At 46.0% G+C, this 21365-nt stretch carries 19 protein-coding genes; 12 read left to right on the top strand and 7 right to left on the bottom strand.

The features are described from left to right. Nucleotides 1–5 precede the first annotated feature (5 nt). Together JZ784_RS11495 and JZ784_RS11490 are read left to right on the top strand one after the other, a co-directional pair. Complete coding sequence (locus JZ784_RS11495; protein WP_346314953.1) at nt 6–1532, top strand: fumarate hydratase; 1527 nt, start codon at nt 6–8, stop codon at nt 1530–1532. Nucleotides 1533–1669: 137 nt separating this feature from the next. After that, complete coding sequence (locus tag JZ784_RS11490; protein ID WP_346314952.1) at nt 1670–2215, top strand: DUF2059 domain-containing protein; 546 nt, start codon at nt 1670–1672, stop codon at nt 2213–2215. Nucleotides 2216–2236: 21 nt separating this feature from the next. Here JZ784_RS11490 and JZ784_RS11485 read toward each other — a convergent pair whose 3' ends face one another. From JZ784_RS11485 to JZ784_RS11465, 5 genes are all read right to left on the bottom strand, one after another. Beyond that, the gene (locus JZ784_RS11485; protein WP_346314951.1) at nt 2237–2953 is read right to left on the bottom strand and encodes a DUF2846 domain-containing protein; all 717 of its coding nucleotides are present in this window, start codon (nt 2951–2953) and stop codon (nt 2237–2239) included. 163 nt (nt 2954–3116) lie between these two features. Further along, complete coding sequence (gene clpX / locus JZ784_RS11480) at nt 3117–4430, bottom strand: ATP-dependent protease ATP-binding subunit ClpX (protein ID WP_005007363.1); 1314 nt, start codon at nt 4428–4430, stop codon at nt 3117–3119. A gap of 29 nt (nt 4431–4459) precedes the next feature. Beyond that, a complete protein-coding gene (gene clpP, locus JZ784_RS11475) occupies nt 4460–5065 on the bottom strand; it encodes an ATP-dependent Clp endopeptidase proteolytic subunit ClpP (protein ID WP_005007362.1) in 606 nt (201 codons plus the stop codon). A 196-nt stretch (nt 5066–5261) separates the two neighbouring features. Continuing rightward, the gene (gene tig / locus JZ784_RS11470; protein WP_005007358.1) at nt 5262–6593 is read right to left on the bottom strand and encodes a trigger factor; all 1332 of its coding nucleotides are present in this window, start codon (nt 6591–6593) and stop codon (nt 5262–5264) included. 136 nt (nt 6594–6729) lie between these two features. Continuing rightward, nucleotides 6730–6861, bottom strand: a complete 132-nt coding sequence (locus JZ784_RS11465; protein ID WP_346314950.1) for a hypothetical protein — start codon at nt 6859–6861, stop codon at nt 6730–6732. Between the two features lie 262 nt (nt 6862–7123). Between JZ784_RS11465 and JZ784_RS11460 the strand changes: the two genes are divergently transcribed. From JZ784_RS11460 to JZ784_RS11425, 8 genes are all read left to right on the top strand, one after another. After that, nucleotides 7124–9346, top strand: a complete 2223-nt coding sequence (locus tag JZ784_RS11460) for a TonB-dependent siderophore receptor (protein WP_346314949.1) — start codon at nt 7124–7126, stop codon at nt 9344–9346. A gap of 441 nt (nt 9347–9787) precedes the next feature. Beyond that, complete coding sequence (locus JZ784_RS11455) at nt 9788–12091, top strand: catecholate siderophore receptor Fiu (protein ID WP_346314948.1); 2304 nt, start codon at nt 9788–9790, stop codon at nt 12089–12091. A 92-nt stretch (nt 12092–12183) separates the two neighbouring features. After that, nucleotides 12184–12867, top strand: coding sequence for a Fe2+-dependent dioxygenase (locus JZ784_RS11450; protein WP_005007350.1), 684 nt, complete (start codon nt 12184–12186; stop codon nt 12865–12867). Beyond that, on the top strand, nt 12864–13967 hold the full coding sequence (locus JZ784_RS11445) for an alpha-hydroxy acid oxidase (protein WP_346314947.1): 1104 nt from the start codon (nt 12864–12866) through the stop codon (nt 13965–13967). Before JZ784_RS11450 ends, JZ784_RS11445 begins: the two co-directional genes overlap by 4 nt. Nucleotides 13968–14235: 268 nt before the next feature. After that, complete coding sequence (gene leuA / locus JZ784_RS11440; protein ID WP_005007347.1) at nt 14236–15933, top strand: 2-isopropylmalate synthase; 1698 nt, start codon at nt 14236–14238, stop codon at nt 15931–15933. 102 nt (nt 15934–16035) lie between these two features. Then, on the top strand, nt 16036–17196 hold the full coding sequence (locus JZ784_RS11435) for a homoserine O-acetyltransferase (protein WP_005007345.1): 1161 nt from the start codon (nt 16036–16038) through the stop codon (nt 17194–17196). Then, on the top strand, nt 17196–17789 hold the full coding sequence (gene metW, locus JZ784_RS11430; RefSeq protein ID WP_005007344.1) for a methionine biosynthesis protein MetW: 594 nt from the start codon (nt 17196–17198) through the stop codon (nt 17787–17789). The genes JZ784_RS11435 and metW overlap by 1 nt, the downstream gene beginning before the upstream one ends. Further along, on the top strand, nt 17786–18376 hold the full coding sequence (locus tag JZ784_RS11425; RefSeq protein ID WP_005007340.1) for a tetratricopeptide repeat protein: 591 nt from the start codon (nt 17786–17788) through the stop codon (nt 18374–18376). The genes metW and JZ784_RS11425 overlap by 4 nt, the downstream gene beginning before the upstream one ends. Nucleotides 18377–18447: 71 nt before the next feature. On the opposite strand, the gene JZ784_RS11420 is transcribed toward JZ784_RS11425, so the two are convergent. Then, a complete protein-coding gene (locus JZ784_RS11420; protein ID WP_346315047.1) occupies nt 18448–18885 on the bottom strand; it encodes a GNAT family N-acetyltransferase in 438 nt (145 codons plus the stop codon). A gap of 134 nt (nt 18886–19019) precedes the next feature. On the opposite strand from JZ784_RS11420, the gene rdgB reads away from it, so the two are divergent. Next, nucleotides 19020–19643 (top strand): RdgB/HAM1 family non-canonical purine NTP pyrophosphatase, encoded by a 624-nt coding sequence (gene rdgB, locus JZ784_RS11415; RefSeq protein WP_346314946.1) that lies wholly within the window; start codon nt 19020–19022, stop codon nt 19641–19643. Between the two features lie 433 nt (nt 19644–20076). Here the strand turns inward: rdgB and JZ784_RS11410 are convergent, their stop codons facing one another. Next, entirely contained in the window at nt 20077–20955 is an 879-nt protein-coding gene (locus tag JZ784_RS11410; RefSeq protein WP_005007331.1) for a hypothetical protein, read from the bottom strand. Between the two features lie 183 nt (nt 20956–21138). On the opposite strand from JZ784_RS11410, the gene tatA reads away from it, so the two are divergent. Then, nucleotides 21139–21357, top strand: coding sequence for a Sec-independent protein translocase subunit TatA (tatA, locus tag JZ784_RS11405; RefSeq protein WP_005007330.1), 219 nt, complete (start codon nt 21139–21141; stop codon nt 21355–21357). Nucleotides 21358–21365: the final 8 nt, after the last annotated feature.

Genomic DNA, 21365 nt, shown 5'->3' with positions numbered 1-21365 from the left:
TTTGTATGACAACTATTATCAAGCAAGATGACTTGATCACATCGGTAAAAGATGCGCTTCAGTTTATTTCTTACTATCACCCGCAAGACTTCATCCAAGCGATGAGCCGCGCGTATGACCGTGAAGAAAACAAAGCCGCAAAAGATGCGATTGCGCAAATCTTAATTAACTCGCGTATGTGTGCAGAAGGACACCGTCCGATCTGTCAAGATACCGGTATCGTCAACGTATTCGTTGAAGTGGGCATGGACGTTAAATTTGATTTAACGATGAGCTTAGACGACGCGATTAACGAAGGTGTACGCCAAGGCTACTTAGAAAACTCAAATATCCTGCGCGCATCTGTACTTGCAGACCCCGCTTTTGGCCGTAAAAATACCAAAGACAACACGCCTGCTGTGATCTACCATAAACTTGTTCCAGGCAACAAAGTAGACATCACTGTAGCGGCTAAGGGCGGCGGTTCAGAAAACAAATCCAAACTGGCCATGCTCAATCCATCTGACTCGATTGTGGACTGGGTACTGAAAACTGTTCCAACAATGGGTGCAGGCTGGTGTCCTCCAGGCATGCTGGGTATCGGTATTGGCGGTACTGCAGAAAAAGCCATGATGCTTGCAAAAGAAGCATTGATGGAAGAGCTGGACATGGACGAACTTCTTCGCCGCGGCCCGCAAAGCAAACTTGAAGAACTCCGTATCGAAATCTTCGAAAAAGTAAATGCGCTTGGTATTGGCGCGCAAGGCCTAGGCGGTTTAACTACCGTTCTAGACATCAAAATCAAAGACTACCCTTGCCATGCTGCCGGCAAGCCAGTCGGTATGATTCCAAACTGCGCCGCAACCCGTCACGCGCATTTCCAATTAGATGGTTCAGGTGTAGCGCATATTCAGGCGCCAAAGCTTGAAGACTACCCGGAAGTGACTTGGGATTCTTCAACATCTAAACGTGTTGACCTAGACAGCCTCACTCAGGAAGAAATGAACGCTTGGCAGCCAGGCGATACTCTGCTTCTGAACGGTACAATTTATACTGGCCGTGACGCTGCGCATAAACGCATGGTCGACATGCTGAACAAAGGCGAAGAGCTTCCTGTCGATCTGAAAGGCAAGTTCATTTACTACGTTGGCCCTGTCGATCCAGTGGGTGATGAGGTGGTTGGCCCAGCAGGCCCAACTACTGCAACGCGTATGGATAAATTCACACGCCAAGTGCTTGAAGCGACTGGCCTTTACGGCATGATCGGTAAAGCTGACCGTGGCCCTGCTGCTGTTGAAGCCATTAAAGACAACAAAGCAACTTACCTGATGGCTGTAGGCGGCGCGGCGTACCTTGTGTCTAAAGCGATCCGTGAAGCTGAAGTGGTCGCTTTTGCTGACTTAGGCATGGAAGCAATCTACAAGTTTGTTGTAAAAGACATGCCTGTTTCTGTTGCTGTAGACGTGAATGGTACTTCTGTACACGCAACTGCGCCTAAAATCTGGCAAGCAAAAATTGGTAAAATCCCAGTAGTTGACGCTGCTGCAGGCTAATTGCCAAAACTGAAAAAAGCACCCAACTGGGTGCTTTTTTCATTACATCGCTTAATGCTTTTTCTCGATTTAAAGAGCTGTTAATATTTTTCGCTGAATAAAAAATTACGCCAAAAATAACTAAAGCGCACATCATCATGAAAAAAATAAATCTATGGCGGCATTCATTCTTTCTTTCCTGCTGCCTCTGCTGCTGTACAGCAATCTATGCACAGCCCGTACAGGAAAAAACGCTGAATCAGCTCATTGATTTATCAAATTTAAGCGGCCTGATTTTAAAATCCAGCCGTGACATGCGCCCGATGTTTGATACACAAGCTGAAGAAATTTTAAAAATGAATTTGGGCATTACAGCATTAAATTCGCAGCAGAAAAAAGCAGCTGTACAAATCAGTCAATTACTTCAAATCACCAACGAAGACATTGTCAGTGATCCGCAATTTTTAAGCATGATCCGCAATAATTTTCGACAAGCGTTTACAGAAGAAGAGGCGCAGGCCTATATTGCTTTTCTCAGCACACCGATGGGCCAAGCCATTAATCAAAAAAGTGCTGGCTTGATGAATAATATCCTGCAAGAAAGCCTGAACATCAGCACTGCCATCATGAATGATTCAAAGCGCCAGCAAAGCTTTAATGACAAGCTTGCCAGCATCCTGCAGCCACTGCTGCTCAGCAATTGATATTTTCTTGCCTAATCAAATTCACCACGTCAGCGGATTCCAAAGCTTAAAAGGCTTCACCAGCTGTACATCCATTGCTGGGTCGTACTTGCTGCGCTTGATTTTCTGAGCGCTTCCGCGCATTTTTCCATTCTTCTGATTTTCCGCAACAAAGTTATAGCTGACGGATTTCATCTCAGTAAATGCAATTTCATTTCTGCCGGCTGCATCCGGCATCAGCATCAGCGGACCAGATACCGCACGGCGCGTTGCTAAATTTTCTTCATCATATTTAATAAAATATGACTGCCCGGCTTCTACGGTAAAATCCAAAACCTTTGGTTTTTGAAAATGATTGATTCCCAGCGGACGGCTGCTGGACAATCGATATTTACCCGCTGGGAGTTCTACCCAATAATAGTGATTATTCAATAAGCTTGGAATGCGTTCACTGTTTAAAAACAAGCTGCTGGCAACAATTTCTTGCCTATTCCATTTACTGTCTGGACGATACAAATAGACAACTGCAGCTTGATCATGCTGCGGCTTAACTGGCTGAAAATGTGCACCTTGTGTTTGATTAACCCAGCCGCCAATGGTAAAAACACCTAGACGGTATTGTTCCATTACACTAGGTTCATGCTCAAAATTGACATCTTTTAAGGTCGAAGCCAAATGCGGCTCTTGTTCAAGTGCTGATTTTCCATGACAGCCCAGCAGCATCATGCTGCTCAATATTGCAATACATACACCACGCATGACTATCCCTCACTGCGTCTTTTCTTATTTTCAATCATTGTTTTAAATTTCAAACTGCTGGCCATCCCAGCCATCTAGCTGAGATTAACATTCAGCTTTATTTTTGGAAATAAAAAACGCGCGCAAATCTTAGATTTGCGCGCGTTTCTGACGAAATGCGGTTTTATGCAGATTTTGAATCAATCACTTTCAAATCTGCTTTTGACGCGGTTTCTTCATTTTGTTCTTTAGGCTGGCGCTCTGCTTTAAACTCAGGTTTCGCTTCACCATTAATCGCCGCTTCAGTCACAACAACTGTACCGACATCTGTACGGCTAGGTAAATCGTACATGGTTTCCAGCAGTGAATTTTCTAAAATAGACCGTAAGCCGCGTGCACCCGTATTGCGGTCCAGCGCTTTCTTCGCGACTGCGCGCAAAGCATCTTTTTCAAAGACCAAGTCCACATTTTCCATGCTGAACAGATATTCGTACTGACGGGTTAACGCATTTTTCGGTTCAGTCAGAATCTGCATCAAAGCATCTTCATCCAGCTCATCCAAGGTTGCAATCACCGGCAAACGGCCAATGAACTCTGGAATTAAGCCAAATTTCACCAAATCAGTCGCTTCGACCTGACGGAACAAGTCAGACAGTTTTTTCGTTTCGTCTTTCTTGCGCACTTCAGCAGTAAAGCCAATACCGCCTTTTTCCTGACGCTGCTGCACAATTTTCTCTAGGCCAGAGAATGCGCCGCCGCAGATGAACAGGATATTAGACGTATCAATTTGAATGAATTCCTGCTGCGGATGCTTGCGGCCGCCCTGCGGCGGAATTGATGCAACCGTGCCTTCAATCATTTTCAGCAAAGCTTGCTGCACGCCTTCACCCGATACATCACGGGTAATCGACGGGTTTTCTGATTTGCGGGTAATTTTGTCAATTTCATCGATATAGATAATGCCCTTTTGCGCTTTTTCTACATCGTAATCCGCTTTTTGAAGGAGTTTTTGAACAATGTTCTCAACATCTTCACCCACATAGCCCGCTTCGGTAAGCGTAGTTGCATCCGCCATGGCGAATGGAACATCTAAAAGACGCGCAAGTGTTTGAGCCAGCAAAGTTTTACCCGAACCTGTCGGCCCCACCAGCATGATGTTGCTTTTTGAAATCTCAACACCGTCTTCCGGCTTTTTACCGCTGGTACTGACTTTTAAACGCTTGTAATGGTTATAGACCGCAACCGAAAGCGTTTTCTTCGCAACATCTTGGCCAATCACATACTGGTCAAGCGCCGCGCGGATTTCATGCGGTTTTGGCAATGGACGGGTTGCCCAGTCGCTGGATTCAACTTGCTGGCTGGTTTGCACCAAGTCTAGGCATACGTCCACACATTCATTACAGATGTACGCGTCCTCACCTGCAATCAGTTTCCCGACTTCAGACTGCGTTTTACCGCAAAATGAACAATGCTTTTGTCCTTGAGGATGTTCGGACATATTCACTCCAATATATAAATCTTTAAAACTTATGGACGTTTAGATAAAACTTCGTCCACAAGACCGTAATCTTTTGCCTGCTGCGCAGTCATAAAGTTGTCACGGTCGGTATCTTTTGCCACACGTTCAAAGTCTTGACCGCTGTGTTCCGCCATTAAGCGGTTTAAGCGCTCTTTAATGAACAGGATTTCGCGCGCATGGATTTCAATATCCGATGCCTGGCCGCGGAAACCGCCCAAAGGCTGGTGAATCATCACGCGGGCATTTTCAAGGCAATAGCGCTTGCCTTTCGCGCCGGCATTCAGCAGGAAAGCGCCCATAGATGCCGCTTGGCCCATGCAGTAAGTCACAACATCTGGCTTAATAAACTGCATGGTATCGTAAATTGCCATACCGGCAGTCACTGAACCGCCTGGTGAGTTGATATAGAGATGAATATCTTTATCTGGGTTTTCGGCTTCTAAAAACAGCATTTGCGCAACAATTAAGTTCGCCATGTTGTCTTCAACTTCACCGGTTAAGAAAATGACGCGTTCACGCAAAAGGCGTGAATAAATATCAAAAGAACGCTCGCCGCGAGAAGATTGCTCTACCACCATCGGCACTAGCGCGTTTTCAATTGTTGGAACATACATACGTTTATTTATTCCTAAATTTTTTGTGACTCAACCCATAATTCACAATATGAGGGATATTTGCTGAAATTGCAAAAGGTTCCCAAGTAAATAACAGATATTTTTTGCATAAGCTTTGTGAATTCAGGACAATTTTTTATTATGCCGCACCGATAAAAAAAGGCGCCGAAAGCGCCTTTTTTTACTGAGCTAAGGATTAGCCTTGCTGACGAGCTTGCTGCTCTTTCAATAAGTCTTCATAGCTAACAGTAGTGTCAGTTACTTTAGCAGACGCCAAGATATGATCTACAACCTGGTCTTCTAAAATGACTGATTCGATTTGAGCGCGCTGCTGTTTATCGTTGTTGAAGTATTCAATAACTTCTTGAGGATCTTCGTAAGAAGACGCCATGTCTTCGATATACGCATCAACACGCGCCTGATCAACTTCAAGTTTAGCATCAGCCAATACTTTGCTGACCAATACGCCTAGCTTAACTGATTTTTCAGCTTGTTCTTTGAACAGGTCATCTGGAAGCATGCTGCTGTCAAATGCTTTAGCGCCTTGAGCACCAAACTGCTGCGTGAACTGCTGAATCATTTGCTGACGCTGACGGTCAATTTCTTGAGCCAGCATTGCTTCTGGAAGTTCAACTTCGTTTGCAGCAACAAGCGCATCGAAAGCAGCGCCTTTCACTTGATTGCGCAGGCCGTTTTTCACTTCACGTTCCATGTTTTTGCGAACGTCAGCTTTTAATTTTTCGATGCCTTCTTCTTCAGTCAAACCGAAAACTTTTAAGAATTCAGCATCAATTTCTGGAAGTTTTTGTTTTTCAACAAGCTTCACAGTAATTTTGAATTGCGCAGATTTACCCGCCAAGTTTTCAGCTTGGTAATCTTCAGGGAAAGTTACATCAATAACCTTCTCTTCGCCTTTCTTCATGCCAACGATGCCGTCTTCGAAGCCCGGGATCATGCGGCCAGAACCTAAAACAAGTTTAAAGTCTTCTGCAGAACCGCCTTCAAATTTTTCGCCGTCAACAGAACCTTCAAAATCAAAAGTTACCTGCATGTCTTTTTTAGCCATGCCTTTTGTTTCAGCCCAAGAAGCGCGCTGCTTTTGAAGGTTTTCGATCATTTGATCAACGTCTTTGTCGTTCACTTCAGCCGATTTGCGTTCAACTTCCAAGCCTTCGAATTTAACGTCAACTTCTGGATAAACTTCAACAGTTGCTTGATAAACTAAAGCATCATCTTTCATTTCAGTTGAGTCAATGTTCGGCATGCCGACAGCATTGATTTTTTCTTGCTGAATTGCTTCGAATACTGTGTCGCGGATGATGTCGTTGACAACTTCTTGATAGATGCCCGCACCGTATTCACGGCGGACAACGTTTACAGGCACTTTGCCTGGACGGAAGCCGTTGATCTTCGCAGTTTTGGCAGTGCGTTTCAAACGAGCTTCAAATTGCTCGTTAATACGGCTCGTCGGTACAGATACATTTAAACGACGGGCAACGCCCGAAACCGCTTCAGAAGTTACTTGCATGGCTTCCTCGATATTTTGTTAATAAACAGTTTTAAAAAAAGTGCCATATTATATGACAACATTTAAAGATATACAAAATAGCATTATAGCACCTATTTTTCTTATATTTTTTCTGCACCGGCACAAGCCTTGAAATTCATACGCGGACTGCGCTGCGGCTCATCTTATTCATCTTGTTTGGAGTTTTAAAACGGCGCATCAAATGGCGGCGCTGAAATTCTGATTTTGCCTGTTCTGTATTGCCGCTGCCGCCGGCAATCACCAGCAAAGCGAAACAAATGATCCATCAACCCTGCACAATCCTTACGACTATCGGATTAAATGCTGAATACTTTTTAGCGCAGCGCCTCCTTTTAAATAAAATATTTCAAACAAAAACAGATATTTATTGTTTTTCCATCGTTATAATCATTAATTTTAACATTTAATATCAACAAATTGATTGACAATTACAATGCCATAAAGATGCAATACATAATAAGAATTATTATTATTCGCATACAAATTCACAACGCATCCTCAGGTTTGAAATGGCCTTCATCAAAACACGTAAGAAAATTGTATCCTCTGCAATTGCTTCATCACTGTCTATGATTGCAGTCAATGCATTCGCTCAGGAACAAGTCACTCAGCTTCCGACAATTAATCAAGAAGTTGCAGCTGAACAACAACAAAGCTTAAAAGTAGACAAATCTGCAAACGCAAAATATGTTGCTCCTTTATTGGATACGCCAAAATCTGTTTCGGTGATTTCTAAGCAGCTGATTGAAGATACTCAAGTCACGACTTTGAGCGATGCTTTACGTACTGTGCCGGGCATTACCCTGGGCGCAGGTGAAGGCGGCAACCCGAATGGCGACCGTCCATTTATCCGCGGCTACAGCTCTGAAAGCTCAATGTATGTGGACGGTATCCGCAGTGCATCTTCGCAAAACCGTGAAATGTTTGCAGTAGAGCAAGTTGAAGTCACCAAAGGCTCTGCTTCTGCTTTAGGCGGTGCTGGTAGTGCTGGCGGCAGTATCAACATGATTTCTAAAGTCGCTAAAAAAGGCGACTTCTTGGAAGGCTCTGTTGGCGCAGGCACAGATAACTATCAGCGCATTACGCTAGACGGCAACAAAGATTTTGGCAACGGCATTGCTGCCCGTGTTGCAGTCATGGGCCACCACAATGAAAAAGCCGGCCAAGCTGACGGTGCTGAATATGCCCGCGTTGGTATTGCGCCAAGCATTACTTTTGGTCTAGACACTCCGACCCGCGCAACTTTAAGCTACTACTACCTTAAATCTGACGATACCCCTGATTCAGGTGTTCCTTATTGGACAGACGGTAAAGCTGCCGGTAAACCGCTGGATGTGAAACAAGGCGTTTATTATGGTTTGTTAGACCGTGATTTCCAAAAGCAGGAAAACCAAATTGGCACAATCAAGCTTGAACATGATCTTGCTGACAACTTAACCATCAGTAATACTGCGGTTTACAGTAATTCTAAAAATGACTATCTATGGACGCAGCCAGACGACTCAAAAGGCAATATTGCAAAAGATAAAGTCTGGCGCCGTGTGAACTCACGTATTACCGATACCAATACCTTTACTGACCAATTGGCTTTAACGGGCAAATTTAATACAGGTTCAATCAAACACAGCTTTAATGCAGGTGCTGAATATTCAGATCAAGAATCTGATAAAGGCAGCTATAACATTTCATACCCAGGCTATGCAGGCACTAGCACAACAGGCTTCAATAGCAACTGTGCTATAAATGATGCATGGTGTACTTCTTCTACAAATCCAAATTCAAAAGACAAATGGCTAGGCAGTATTGCAGCAAACAAGGCGATAACAACGACCACTGCTCAAACTACTTCAGTTTATCTATTAGACAGCATTGAATTTAATCCGCAATGGCTATTAGATTTAGGACTGCGTTGGGATAAGTTCGAAACAGAATTAAAAACCAATGCCACAGGCGCTAAAATTGAAAGCGATACTGACTTTTTCTCTTATCAGGCTGGCTTAACCTTTAAACCGGCAGAAAATGGCAGCATTTATGCAAGTTTCGCAACTTCTGCAAATCCAGTAGGTGTCGATGCTGGCGATGGTTCTGAAACAGCTGTTACTGCTGTCAACAAGGATCTAGATCCTGAAGAAAGCCGTACATTTGAGATTGGTACAAAGTGGGATTTGTTTAACGACAAATTAAACTTAACCGCAGCGATTTTCCGTACAGAAAAGCAAAATACCCGCATCTCACTGGATGCAAACACTACAACCAATGGCGGCGCCAGCAAAGTTGACGGTTTTGAACTGGGCTTAAACGGCAACATTACTGACAAATGGGCAGTTTCTGCAGGCTATACCTACCTTGACAGCGAATCCACTAAAAACGGTGTCAGCTGCCGCGGTACAACATGTACAGACCAAACTGTTTATAACGGCAATGTAATGCCAAACGTTGCGAAAAACTCTGCAACACTGTGGACAACGTATCAAGTAATGCCTCAATTAACGTTGGGCGCTGGCGCGATTGCCATGGATAAAGTCTATGGTGATTTAGCCAATACCAAATGGGTGCCAGGCTATGTTCGCTACGATGCTATGGCGCGCTATAACGTGAATAAGAATGTTGATTTACAATTAAATGTGAACAACTTATCTGATGAGCGCTACTTTACTAAAGCTTATGCATCTCACTATGCAACTGAAGCTGAAGGCCGCAACGCAGTATTGTCTGTGAACTTCAAATACTAATCAAAGCTGGCTCCCATAATTAATTATGGGAGTTATTTTAAATAGCCTCTTCATCGAGGCTATTTTTATGCGCAGCGTTTTTGCTGTGCAGCTTTAAAGCTCTAGCTTGCCGGAAAAAACGGTGCGAAAAAATAAAAAAATCCTCCCTTCTGCTTTCCAAGAAAGCCAAACACTTTCAAACAAATTTTATCTTTTAGTAAAAAACCGATAAAAATCATCACCAAACATGCATTTTTTTAATTGTTTTTACAAATAGCCTTTCTTTGTTTAAACATTTTTTTCGAATAAAAATAAATGATTTTAATATTGTTAATGATAACTATTATCAATAGAATTCACTCACAATTGTTACAGGCCATAACAATTCATCCATTGTTGCTTCATGGAGTTGTGAACATCGATGCAGCAATGGTTCTTTCCTTACGATTTCAGGACTTCACCATGGCACAGATTAAAAGCCGCAAACACAGTAAAACAGTATCTCTCGTTGCTCTGGCAGCAACATTGCCGCTGACTGCGCATGCCGCTGACTCAGAACAGCAGTCAACGCGCCTTCCGACCATTCAGGTGGAAGCTGCCGCTGAGAACGCTTATAAAAAAGATACGTTAAGCTCGGCTAAGTTCACTCAGCCTGTTCTGAATACGACGCAAACTGTTGCCATTATTCCTGAAAAAGTCTTAAAAGAACAAAATGCCACCACCCTGACCGAAGCATTGCGCAACGTTCCCGGTGTAGGCACTTTTTCTTTGGGAGAAAATGGCCGAATGAATACGGGTGATGCCGTCACTATGCGCGGTTTTGACACAGCCAACAGTATTTTTATTGACGGCGTGCGTGATCTGGGCAACGTGACGCGGGATATGTTCAACTATGAGCAAATCGAAGTATTTAAAGGCCCGGCCGGCACCGATAATGGCCGTACGGCTGCATCCGGTTCAATCAACCTTTCCACCAAGCATGCAAATCTTGAAGATTCAAACAGTGCAACTCTAGGCTTCGGTTCAGATGATTACTACCGTGCAACGGCAGACCTGAATAAAAAAATTAATGAAACCACGGCCATCCGCTTGAATGCGATGGGGGAAAACGCAGACGGCATTGGCCGTGACGGCGTGGAAAATAAAAAATGGGCCATCGCGTCTTCTTTGGGCTTTGGCTTAGGCACAGACTTGCGGGTATTTTTAGATTATTTACATACGGAACAGGATAACAAACTGGATGGCGGCATCCCGACTGTGGGCCTGCCCGGTTTTGATGCCAATAAAAGCACCAATGCGGCGATTAAAAGTTTAGCCAATTATCTGAACAGCCATAAAGTGGATACGTCCAATTACTATGGCGCTCCGGAAGACTTTGATGATGTTTCCGCAGATATGGCAACCGCCCGTATTGAATACGATATCTCTGAAAAAACCAAGCTGGCCAATACCGCGCGCTGGGGTAAAACTGAGCACCAGTACCTAAGCACCTTCTCAGGCAATGCGTACACCACGACCAATCCAGCCAATCCGAATGATGCATCCGCCATGCGTGTTTCAGGCAGCGCAAACAACGGCGATACTGAAAATGAAATCATCACGAACCAAACCAGCTTAGTCACAAGCTTCAATACGGGGCGGCTCAAACATGATGTCAGCACAGGGGTTGAATTTACTCGTGAAGAAATGAAAACCCGAGGCTGGACGGCGACTGTCACTGGAACAAACTCACTGTATAACCCGCAAGGCACCGTACATACGGCGCTAGTGCGCAACACCAACGGCAATGGTGATTCTGAAGGCCAGATGGATACTTATTCTATTTTTGCCTTCGACACCATTGCACTTTCACCGAAATTTTCAGTAAATGGCGGCATCCGCTTAGACCGCTATAAGCTTGATTCTGATTCTTTTGTGAATACAGCGGCATCAGGCCAGCCGGCAAAATATGAAGCGGTTAACCTAAAAGATGACGGCAATCTATTCAACTGGAAAGTCGGCGCGCTTTACAAGCCAACGCCGAATGGCAGCCTGTATGCCAACTATGCAGTCCAGCAGCAAGCCCCTGGCACAATTACCGGCGGTGACGGTATTGGCAATGCAAACGTTTTTGCGCCGTCAGGATCGGCCAGCAGCAATAACAACTTAGAACTCGATCCGCAAGAAATCAATACTGTCGAAGTGGGCGCAAAATGGGAGTTCTTGGATAGCCGCTTGCTGTTAACGGGTGCGCTTTTCCAAACTGAGCTGACGAATGAACTGGAAAAAGACGGCGAACTCTATTACCAGACCGGTGAAAAGACCGTTAAAGGCGTTGAACTCGGCGTGATCGGCAGCTTAAATGACCATTGGCAAGTCACTGCCGGCTATACCCATCAAAAAACAGACATCAAAAACGTCACTCAAGCGGCCAGCAGCCAATTGGTTTCTGCAGATGGTTCAAGCAATATGCCATTTACCCCATCTGATGCATTCACAATGTGGACAACCTACAGCATGGACAAATGGAGCATTGGCAGCGGCGCGCGCTATAACGGCGAAATGACCAAAAGTAAAGACGGCAATGCGGTTGGGCCTTCAGTGATTCCAGACTACTGGGTTTTTGATTCAATGATCGGTTATCAAGCCACCCCAAATGTCGGCATCCAGCTGAACATCAACAACCTGTTTGATGAAGACTACATTTCCAGCATTAACCGCGGCGGCTTGCGCTATATTGCTGGCGCTGAACGCAATTACCGCTTAACGTTCAACTTTAAATTCTAAGTCAAGAAGAATAAAAAAGGCCTTAATCTTGTATTAGGGCTTTTTTTATTTATGCTTGTATCTACCCGCAATTTACCGATCAGGCCACTGCCATGCTGCTCCATGTTCCGAATGTCCTCAGCAAAGAACAAGTCCAATCTATCCGCCAAGCCATGGAACAGGATAACCAGTGGGTATCCGGCAAAAAGACCGCCGGCGGCCAGGCGCAGCAGATTAAGAATAACCTGCAGATCAATTTAGACAGCCCGCTGTATCAGGAACTGAATCAGTTTGTCCTGCAGCAGATTAAGCACAGCGCCCTGATTCAATCCTTTGCCTTGCCCAAGGACATCCTGCCGCCGCTTTTCAACTGCTATCAGGACACAGGGCATTACGGCAATCATGTCGACAATGCCGTTCACTTCTATGCAGAAAAAAATAAAGCCGTTCGGACCGATGTCTCCATGACCATCTTCCTGTCGGAACCCGATGAATACGAAGGCGGAGAACTGGTGATTGAAGACACTTACGGCGCGCATGAAGTCAAGCTGGATGCCGGCGATGCCATTGTTTACCCAGCCACCAGCCTGCACCGCGTTGAACCGGTCACGCAAGGCGCGCGCATCGCATCATTTACTTGGATTCAAAGCATGGTGAAAGATGACTGGCAGCGCTCCATGCTGTTTAATTTAGATATGACCATTATCCAGCTGCGTCAAAAATTGGGCGACTGCGAAGAAACCGTCAATTTGACCAGCCATTATCATAACTTATTGCGCCAATGGGCTGAGCTATGAACCAGACTGCCATTCTCCCGCCGCTGACTCAAATTCCGCCCTACCTGCAAACCATTGCCGACTATGAACAGGAAGCGCAGAAACATTTGCCGGAGATGGTCTGGCAGTATCTGCAAGGCGGTGCAATGAATGAAGCCAGTGTGCGCAATAACTTAGATCAATTTGCGCATATCCATTTATGGCCGCGCATGCTGCGAGACTTAACGCAAGGCGGCACGGAATGCAAAATTCTAGGGCAAACCTTCCCGCATCCAATTTTTTTAGCGCCGATTGGCCATCAGCAGCAGTTCCATCCCGATGCAGAAGCAGCTTGCGCGCTGGCCGCTGAAGTGCTGGGCAGCAATATGGTGCTGAGCAATTTCAGCAATACCGATATGCGCGCGCTGAAAGCTGAAAACCCTTACAAATGGTTTCAGCTGTATTGGCAAGGTGACCGGGAAAAATCACGGGCCTTGGTCCAGCTGGCGGAAGCGCAGAATTTTAAAGCCATTGTGGTAACAGTAGATTCACCGCACACCGGCATCCGCGACCGTGAACGCAGCGTCTTTTTCCATCTGCCTGAAGGCATGCAGCATCCGCATACGCCTGCGCACATTCCCCTGCCCGCACTCAAGCAAGGCGATCATCCTGTTTTTAAGGGCCTGATGAAAATCGCGCCGACCTGGGATGACATTGCTTGGCTGGCGCAGCAGACCTCATTGCCCGTCATTTTAAAAGGCATTCTGCATCCGCAGGACGCAAAACTGGCGATTCAGCACGGGGCGCAGGGCATCATTGTCTCCAATCACGGCGGGCGGGTTTTAGATACCGGCATCCCCCCGCTGACCGCTTTGCAGCTGATCAAAAAAGCCGTGCCGGCCGATTTCCCGCTGCTGTATGACGGCGGCATCCGCCGCGGCTCAGATGTGTTTAAAGCCATTGCTTTGGGCGCTTCTGCGGTGCTGATTGGCCGTCCAGCCATTTACGGCTTGGCCAGCGCCGGCGCATTGGGCGTCGCGCATGTCATTAAAATATTGAAAGAAGAATTTGAAATTACGATGGCGCTGATGGGAACAGCAGCCGTAAATCAAATTAATGAAGAATATATTTTTCAAAAATAACCAAATCACAGGAAAATTTTTTCTTCATTTATCCTTATAGCGCAAAAATAGGAAATTATTTCCGGAATAAGTGCCTTAAGATTTAGTTATAGATTTGCAAGAGCTGCGGCACAGCTAAGCCTCTAGAATCCCAAAAGGTTTTTTTAATGCTTTAGGCTAAGCCCTCCGAATTCAGACTTGTAAATGGATACAATAGACACAATCTATACTAGTAGCCGTTGCTGTTTTCACGACCTGACACAATCGATGCTGCACAAGGAGTTCCCTCATGATGTTGGCTGATCCAAGCAAAAAATACCGCCGTATGTACCAGCGCGTCGACTTACCTGACCGCCAATGGCCAAATAACGAAATCAATCAAGCGCCAATTTGGATGAGCACCGACCTTCGTGACGGCAACCAAGCTATTTTTGAACCGATGAACATTGAGCAAAAATTCAAAATGTTCCAAATGCTGGTGAAAATCGGCTTTAAGCATATTGAAATCGGCTTCCCTTCCGCATCGCAAATCGACTTTGATTTCACCCGCTTATTGATTGAAGGCGGCCACATTCCAGATGACGTCTACATCGAAGTCTTGGTGCAGGCGCGCGATCATTTGATTCAGCGCACTTTTGAATCTTTGCAGGGCGCTAAGCGCGCCATTGTGCATATCTATAACTCGAATTCTCCGACATTCCGCCAAAAAGTCTTGAATGTCGATGTGGCCGGCGCGAAACAGCTGGCCATCAACGCCGCGCAAAAAGTGAAAGAATATGCGGCCAAGCAGCCTGAAACTGAATTCATTTTTCAGTACAGCCCGGAGTGCTTCTCGGCCACTGAATTGGAAGTGGCTAAAGATGTCTGCGATGCAGTGACTGAAATTTGGGAAGCTTCGCCAGACAACAAAGTCATTTTGAACTTGCCTGCAACCGTTGAAGTCTCTGGCCCGCACATCTATGCCGACCAGATTGAATGGATGCACCGCAACATTCAGCGCCGTGATGGCGTCATCATTTCAGTGCACTGCCATAACGACCGCGGCTGCGGCATTGCAGCCTCTGAATTGGCCATTATGGCTGGCGCAGACCGTGTAGAAGGCTGTGTCTTCGGCAACGGCGAACGCACCGGCAACGTGGACGTGGCAGCCATTGCCTTGAACATGTACACCCAAGGCGTGGCGCCTAACTTGGACTTCTCCAACATCAATGAAATCATTGCCACTGTTGAAGAATGCACAGGCTTGCCGATACACCCGCGCCATCCTTATGCAGGCGACTTGGTCTTCACCGCTTTCTCCGGTTCGCATCAGGACGCCATTAAAAAAGGCTTTGAATTCCAAAAAGATCAAGAAATTTGGGATATGCCTTACTTGCCGATCGACCCGAAAGATTTGGGCCGCGACTATGATGCAGTGATTCGCGTGAACTCGCAGTCTGGCAAAGGCGGCATCGCCTACTTATTGGAATCAAACTACAACGTGGTGTTGCCGCGCCGCATCCAAATTGAGTTCTCGCAAATTGTGCAGCAAGTGGCGGATGAAGAAGGCGTTGAAGTTTCCGCGCAGCAAATTTGGACCTTGTTCAAAGATACCTATGTGGCGGCTAAAGATACTCATTACTCAGCGAAAAACTACAGATTGTCAGATGACAACGGCAATCAGGTAATTGAGCTTGATGTGGAAATCAACGGTGAAACTCAGCGCTTGCGCGGTGAAGGCAATGGCCCGATTTCTGCCATCTTGAACGCCTTGCAATTGCCGATTGATGTCTTGAATTATGAAGAGCGCAGCATCAGCTCTGGCGCGCATGCCAAAGCCTTGGCCTTGATTGAGCTTCAAGTGAAAGGCACAGGCAAATCGGCATTCGGCGCCGGCGTGCATGACAACATTGTCACCTCATCGATTGAAGCGATTATTGCCAGCACCAACCGCTTAATTGAACAAGGCGTGTTAAGCACTGAACAAGTGATGGCCGCGGCAGTTTAATTTAATCAGATCAAATCTTATCTGATAAAAAACTTTAGAAAGGGTACCCCAAGTGGTATCCTTTTGTTTATTAATCCCAAAGATTTAAGGCGAATATTTCCTGTGTCTTTTCCAGCTGACTCAGTGGGCTTAGTTACCCCGCAAAAGTTTTCTTTTGAAGAGCCGTTAGAGCTCGAATGCGATCGGATTCTTCCGCGCTTTGAACTGATGGTGGAAACTTACGGCGAGCTGAATGCCGATAAGTCGAATGCTATTTTGATTTGCCATGCGCTGTCTGGCCATCATCACGCAGCGGGCTATCATCAAGAAGATGATAAAAAACCGGGCTGGTGGGATGCCTGCATTGGCCCAGGCAAAGCCATTGATACCTCAAAATTCTTTGTCGTTGCGCTGAATAATATTGGCGGCTGCAGCGGTTCTACGGGGCCAACCTCTCCCAACCCTGAAAATGACAACCGGCCTTATGGCCCAGATTTCCCATTGGTCACAGTGCGGGATTGGGTTAAAACTCAAGCCATGCTGTCCGACCGGATGGGCATTGCGCAATGGTATGCCGTGATTGGCGGCTCTTTGGGCGGCATGCAGGCGCTGCAGTGGTCAGTGGATTATCCTGACCGTTTAAAAAAATGCGTGATTATCGCCAGCGCGCCAAAATTGTCTGCGCAGAATATTGCCTTTAACGAAGTGGCGCGCCAGTCCATTTTGTCTGATCCGGACTTTCACAACGGCCGCTATTTAGAAAATGACAGCTACCCCAAACGCGGGCTGATTTTGGCGCGCATGGTCGGCCATATTACGTACTTATCTGAAGAAGCCATGAAGCAGAAATTTGGCCGCGACCTAAAATCGGGCAAATTCATGTATGGTTTTGATGTCGAATTTCAGGTCGAAAGCTATTTGCGCTATCAAGGCGAGCAGTTCAGCCGCAACTTTGACGCCAACACTTATTTAATTATGACCAAAGCTTTGGACTATTTTGATCCCTCCCGCGAGTATCAGCAGTCATTGAAAAAAGCGATGGACAATACCAAATGCAAGTTCTTAGTCGTTTCATTTACGACGGATTGGCGCTTCACGCCGCAACGCTCTCAGGAGATTGTGGATGCCCTGATCAGCAGCCATAAGCCTGTCAGTTATTTAGACATTAACGCAGAACAGGGCCACGATTCATTCTTGTTCCCTATTCCTTTATATGTCAAATCCTTACGTGCATTTTTAGGCGGTGAAGAACACCTCAAAGCGACACCGAAGGAGGCTGTTTAATGCGTATCGATCATCAACTGGCTGAGAAATGGATCAAGCCCGATTCTAAGGTTTTAGACTTGGGCTGCGGCGACGGCGAACTGCTGGCGCATATGAGCCAAAAGCATAACATCCGCGCTTACGGCTTAGAGCTTGATCAAGAAAAGATTGCAATTGCCATCAGTCGCGGGTTAAATATTATTCAGCAGGACTTAAATTTAGGTTTAAGCCGTTTTGCCGACCAGTCTTTTGACTATGTAGTGATGGCGCAAGCTTTGCAAGCTGTAGATGCGCCTGACGTCTTATTAAGAGACATGGTGCGTGTGGGGAAACAGGCGATTATTACTTTTCCGAACTTCGCGTATTGGAAGACCCGCTCTTTCTTGGCGTTAAAAGGAAAAATGCCTGTTTCAGAAGCTTTGCCCTATATGTGGTATAACACCCCGAATATTCATTTATGTACATTCCGTGATTTTGAAGCGCTGTGCGCAGAGAATAATATCCGGATTATTAACCGACTTGCCGTGAATGGGGATCAGCAAGGCAGTTTACTCAGTAAACATATCCCGAATCTGTTTGGTGAAGTCGCAATTTATCGAGTGAGCGCTTTATGAAAAAATTATTATTAGGTTCAACATTGCTGGCTGGACTGTTTTGTGTTCAGGCCCATGCAGACTATGTTGCTCCAGCGCCATCTGTTGCGAGCCAAGCTGCGCAGTATTCTGTGATGGACATTAACAGCCTGACCAAAGCGGCTAAGGCAGGCCAAGCAGGCGCGCAATTCTATTTAGGCACAAAATATCAATACGGCAAAGACGTTGCTAAAGATGAACGTCAAGCCTTCGCTTGGTTTAAAGCGGCAGCTGATCAAGGCCTTTCCGCCGCTCAGCTGAACGTTGGCCGCATGCTGGCAGACGGCATGGGTACGAAAAAAGACGAAACGCTTGCCCGCCAATACTTTGAAAAAGCGGCCAGCCGCGGCGACAACCGCGCCAGCTTCAATTTGGCGATGATGGAAGAGCAGAAGAAAAACTTTGTTGGCGCTTACCAATGGTATGAGCTGTCTACCCGTGACGGCATGCTGGACAATAAAGTGATTAGCTTGTCTGAAGGCAAGAAAACCGCTTTGGCCGCCAACTTAACGCAGGACCAGATCCGTCAGGCGCGTGACCGTGCTGACAAATGGATTCAAGCGCAGTAATTCTGCCTGATTCTAAAAAGCGCCTTCGGGCGCTTTTTTATTGTCTGTGATTGCGCCTTTTGCATGCTTATCTACGCAGTGAGAGCTTTCCGCATTTGAATGAAACGCAAACCGTTCGCCTCAATGACTGCTGAAACGCTGTGAAAGCCTAATTTTTCATACACGGGCTGGGCAGAGCAGCTGGAATTGACAGTGATGCAGGATGTTCCACTCTGATGAAGCTCCGCTTCAATAAAATTCCACAATTTTCTGCCGATGCCCTGTTTCTGCATAGGGCGCGCAGTAAAAAAGTGAATGAGATGGCCTGATTCTTTATAAGCGATCACCGCACAGATTTGCTGATGCTGCGTATAGACATAATAATGGATGAATTCAGTGTGCAGCAGCTTTTCTATTGCCTCCTGATTCAATTTCTCCCGCCCCGATTGATTAACCGCAAAGTCATCAATATAGGGTTCTATCAGCAACGCTATGGCAGCGGCATCTTCAATCTTGGCATGACGGATCATTTTAGGCATTCTTCTTTTCAAGTTCCCGGATTATTTTCCAGATTACGCGCAGCGGCCTTGCAGATTAAGCGCATCCGCCCAATCAAAAATAAGTTAAAATACAGCATTCTTTTACCAAGCATAGGCACAATACAATGTCTTCAACAGATTGGCTATCCCAAGGCACCCTCGTTCTTGCCAGCAACAACAAAGGCAAAATTGCCGAATTTGAAAAAATGTTTGCAGAACTGAAGCTTCCTGTTGAAGTGATTCCTCAAGGCAAACTGAATATTGAAGACGCTATCGAAGACGGCCTCAGCTTTGTCGAAAATGCCATTATTAAAGCCCGCCATGCTTCTAAAATTTCCGGCAAGCCTGCGATTGCTGATGACTCAGGCATTTGCGTGCCTGTATTAGGCGGTGCGCCAGGCATTTATTCTGCACGCTTTGCAGGCGAACATGGCAATGATGCGGCCAACAATGAAAAACTGCTGCACAAGCTGAAACCGCTGCGTAAAAACGGTGAAGCCATTGAAGGCATGTTTGTATGTGTACTGGCCTTAGTGCAACATGCAGAAGACCCACTGCCGCAAATTTTCCAAGGCATTTGGCAAGGCGAAATTTTAGAACAAGCCAAAGGTGAAAATGGTTTTGGCTATGACCCGCTGTTCTGGCTGCCGGAACTGAATGTCTCCAGCGCGGAATTGTCTAAAGAAGAAAAAAATAAAATCAGCCACCGCGGCCAGGCGATGAAACTGTTTAAAGACAGCTTGAAATAAGCGCTGCAGGAGGTAATATATTTTTAGTGATTACCTCCTCACTACTTAAATCTAATTACTTTAATAATAAAAAGAGAATGATATGGCGCTGTCCCCGCTCAGAGTCACTTGCCCCGAATGTCAGCATACATTTACAGAAACACCGACTCGATCCTTCTTGGGATTTCAAAAAATCAGCTGTCCTTCATGCCAAGAAAAAATGACCTTCCCCTTAACATCTGGCTTTCGCACAAGCTATCGGGTTTTATTCATATTAATGATCTTGATACTGCTTGCCAGCCTTTTGCAAGGTCAAATGGGTTTCCCAGGCATCATTGGTATCGCAATCTGTTATGCCTTATTCCGCGATTGGCAGATCCGCAAAGAGCTCAGCTTCAACTAAATGCGCCGCAACACTGGCTTTGCTAATCGTGATTTTGATAGCGCTGGGCAGTTAAAATTGCATAAAAAAATGCAGCAACAAGCCATAGATTGAAATAATCATAGCGCTGGCAATGGTCCCCGAAGCGATATATTTGGCCGAATGCCCCGTACCTTGATAATGCGTTTCCAGCGCCACAATATTGGCTGCAGGCGGCAGGCAGAAAAACATAAAAATCACTGCATACGTCAGCTGCACATGCGGAATCGGCAGCAGCACATACGCCCCCACACATAATCCTGCCGCCAGCAGCATGCGGCTGCAAATCAGCATCAAGCTGCGCCTTAAATCCTGCCAGCCAATGCGCACTTTGCTCAGCCACATGCCCAAGACGCACATGCCTGAAAAAGTCACCAGCACTTTATTCAAGGCATAGGCCCACTGTACGGCAGGGTGATGTTCAAAAGCGCTGAAATCCCACATTGATAAAACAGCGGCTAGGCTCAAAGCAATCACTGGCGGCGACAGCAGCACATTTTTGATAATGAAACGGACATCCTGTTTCGCCGTGCTGACCGCCATTACGGCGCAAATATTGCCAAAAAGTGAGCCGCCGATATACAGCGCAACAATGGTCGCGCTGGCTTTGGGGCCAAACACCGCCAAAGCAAAGGGAAAACCCAGCCAAGCGCCATTTAAATAGCTGAAGCACAATGCACGGAGCTTGTCTTTACTGAAGCAGTAGAACAGGCTGTAGAAAATCAGCGAGGCGGCGAAACTGAAGCCGATCAGCCATAAACTGCCCTGCTGATAAAACACCATGTTGTAAACAATCACGGCAGGAATCAGCAGCCGCGCCAGCAAAGAGGCCAAAAAGGATCTGCATGGCTTCAGCGCCTCGGCACCAAAAAAACCGATAAGAAAAGAAATAAGCGGGAGTATCAGCGCCATGGCTATCGCAATTGCATTGGGCAGAAAAGCTAGATGCTAACACACTCTCCCCTTAGTGCGGGCAAGCCAAGAACGCTTTACTTCCTTGGACAAAGGCAGTTGTCTTAAAACTGCAACATAGATGTCACATGCGTGTCACTCAGAGCTGTTGAAATCATCTAAAAATAAATAGAGGAAGATCTCATGGCAGGACTATCGATTTGGCATGTGCTGATTTTTGCAATTGTGGTGATTTTATTGTTTGGCACATCCAAATTAAAAAACCTGGGCAAAGATGTGGGCGGCGCAGTCAAAGACTTTAAGAAATCGGTGCGTGATGAAGACGCTGAACAAGCGGCCTTAAAAGAACCGCGCACCATTGATGCCCAAGTCAAAAGCGCTGAAAGCTCCGTTAAAAGCTAAATGTGAGT

This window comes from Acinetobacter sp. CWB-B33 (genome assembly GCF_039655955.1).
Taxonomy (GTDB): Bacteria; Pseudomonadota; Gammaproteobacteria; order Pseudomonadales; family Moraxellaceae; genus Acinetobacter; species Acinetobacter bouvetii.
Note: the sequence above shows the minus strand (reverse complement) of the source record. Positions and strands in the feature narration are given on the sequence as shown.

What these genes read in the sequence shown, in the direction of transcription:
- clpP (WP_005007362.1), bottom strand. Translation starts at nt 5,065, where the DNA reads ATGTATGTTCCAACAATTGAAAACGCGCTAGTGCCGATGGTGGTAGAG.
- metW (WP_005007344.1), top strand. Translation starts at nt 17,196, where the DNA reads ATGCGTATCGATCATCAACTGGCTGAGAAATGGATCAAGCCCGATTCT.
- JZ784_RS11425 (WP_005007340.1), top strand. Translation starts at nt 17,786, where the DNA reads ATGAAAAAATTATTATTAGGTTCAACATTGCTGGCTGGACTGTTTTGT.
- JZ784_RS11420 (WP_346315047.1), bottom strand. Translation starts at nt 18,885, where the DNA reads ATGATCCGTCATGCCAAGATTGAAGATGCCGCTGCCATAGCGTTGCTG.
- JZ784_RS11490 (WP_346314952.1), top strand. Translation starts at nt 1,670, where the DNA reads ATGAAAAAAATAAATCTATGGCGGCATTCATTCTTTCTTTCCTGCTGC.
- JZ784_RS11455 (WP_346314948.1), top strand. Translation starts at nt 9,788, where the DNA reads ATGGCACAGATTAAAAGCCGCAAACACAGTAAAACAGTATCTCTCGTT.
- JZ784_RS11445 (WP_346314947.1), top strand. Translation starts at nt 12,864, where the DNA reads ATGAACCAGACTGCCATTCTCCCGCCGCTGACTCAAATTCCGCCCTAC.
- JZ784_RS11450 (WP_005007350.1), top strand. Translation starts at nt 12,184, where the DNA reads ATGCTGCTCCATGTTCCGAATGTCCTCAGCAAAGAACAAGTCCAATCT.
- JZ784_RS11460 (WP_346314949.1), top strand. Translation starts at nt 7,124, where the DNA reads ATGGCCTTCATCAAAACACGTAAGAAAATTGTATCCTCTGCAATTGCT.
- tig (WP_005007358.1), bottom strand. Translation starts at nt 6,593, where the DNA reads ATGCAAGTAACTTCTGAAGCGGTTTCGGGCGTTGCCCGTCGTTTAAAT.
- JZ784_RS11410 (WP_005007331.1), bottom strand. Translation starts at nt 20,955, where the DNA reads ATGGCGCTGATACTCCCGCTTATTTCTTTTCTTATCGGTTTTTTTGGT.
- rdgB (WP_346314946.1), top strand. Translation starts at nt 19,020, where the DNA reads ATGTCTTCAACAGATTGGCTATCCCAAGGCACCCTCGTTCTTGCCAGC.
- leuA (WP_005007347.1), top strand. Translation starts at nt 14,236, where the DNA reads ATGATGTTGGCTGATCCAAGCAAAAAATACCGCCGTATGTACCAGCGC.
- clpX (WP_005007363.1), bottom strand. Translation starts at nt 4,430, where the DNA reads ATGTCCGAACATCCTCAAGGACAAAAGCATTGTTCATTTTGCGGTAAA.
- JZ784_RS11495 (WP_346314953.1), top strand. Translation starts at nt 6, where the DNA reads ATGACAACTATTATCAAGCAAGATGACTTGATCACATCGGTAAAAGAT.
- JZ784_RS11485 (WP_346314951.1), bottom strand. Translation starts at nt 2,953, where the DNA reads ATGCGTGGTGTATGTATTGCAATATTGAGCAGCATGATGCTGCTGGGC.
- tatA (WP_005007330.1), top strand. Translation starts at nt 21,139, where the DNA reads ATGGCAGGACTATCGATTTGGCATGTGCTGATTTTTGCAATTGTGGTG.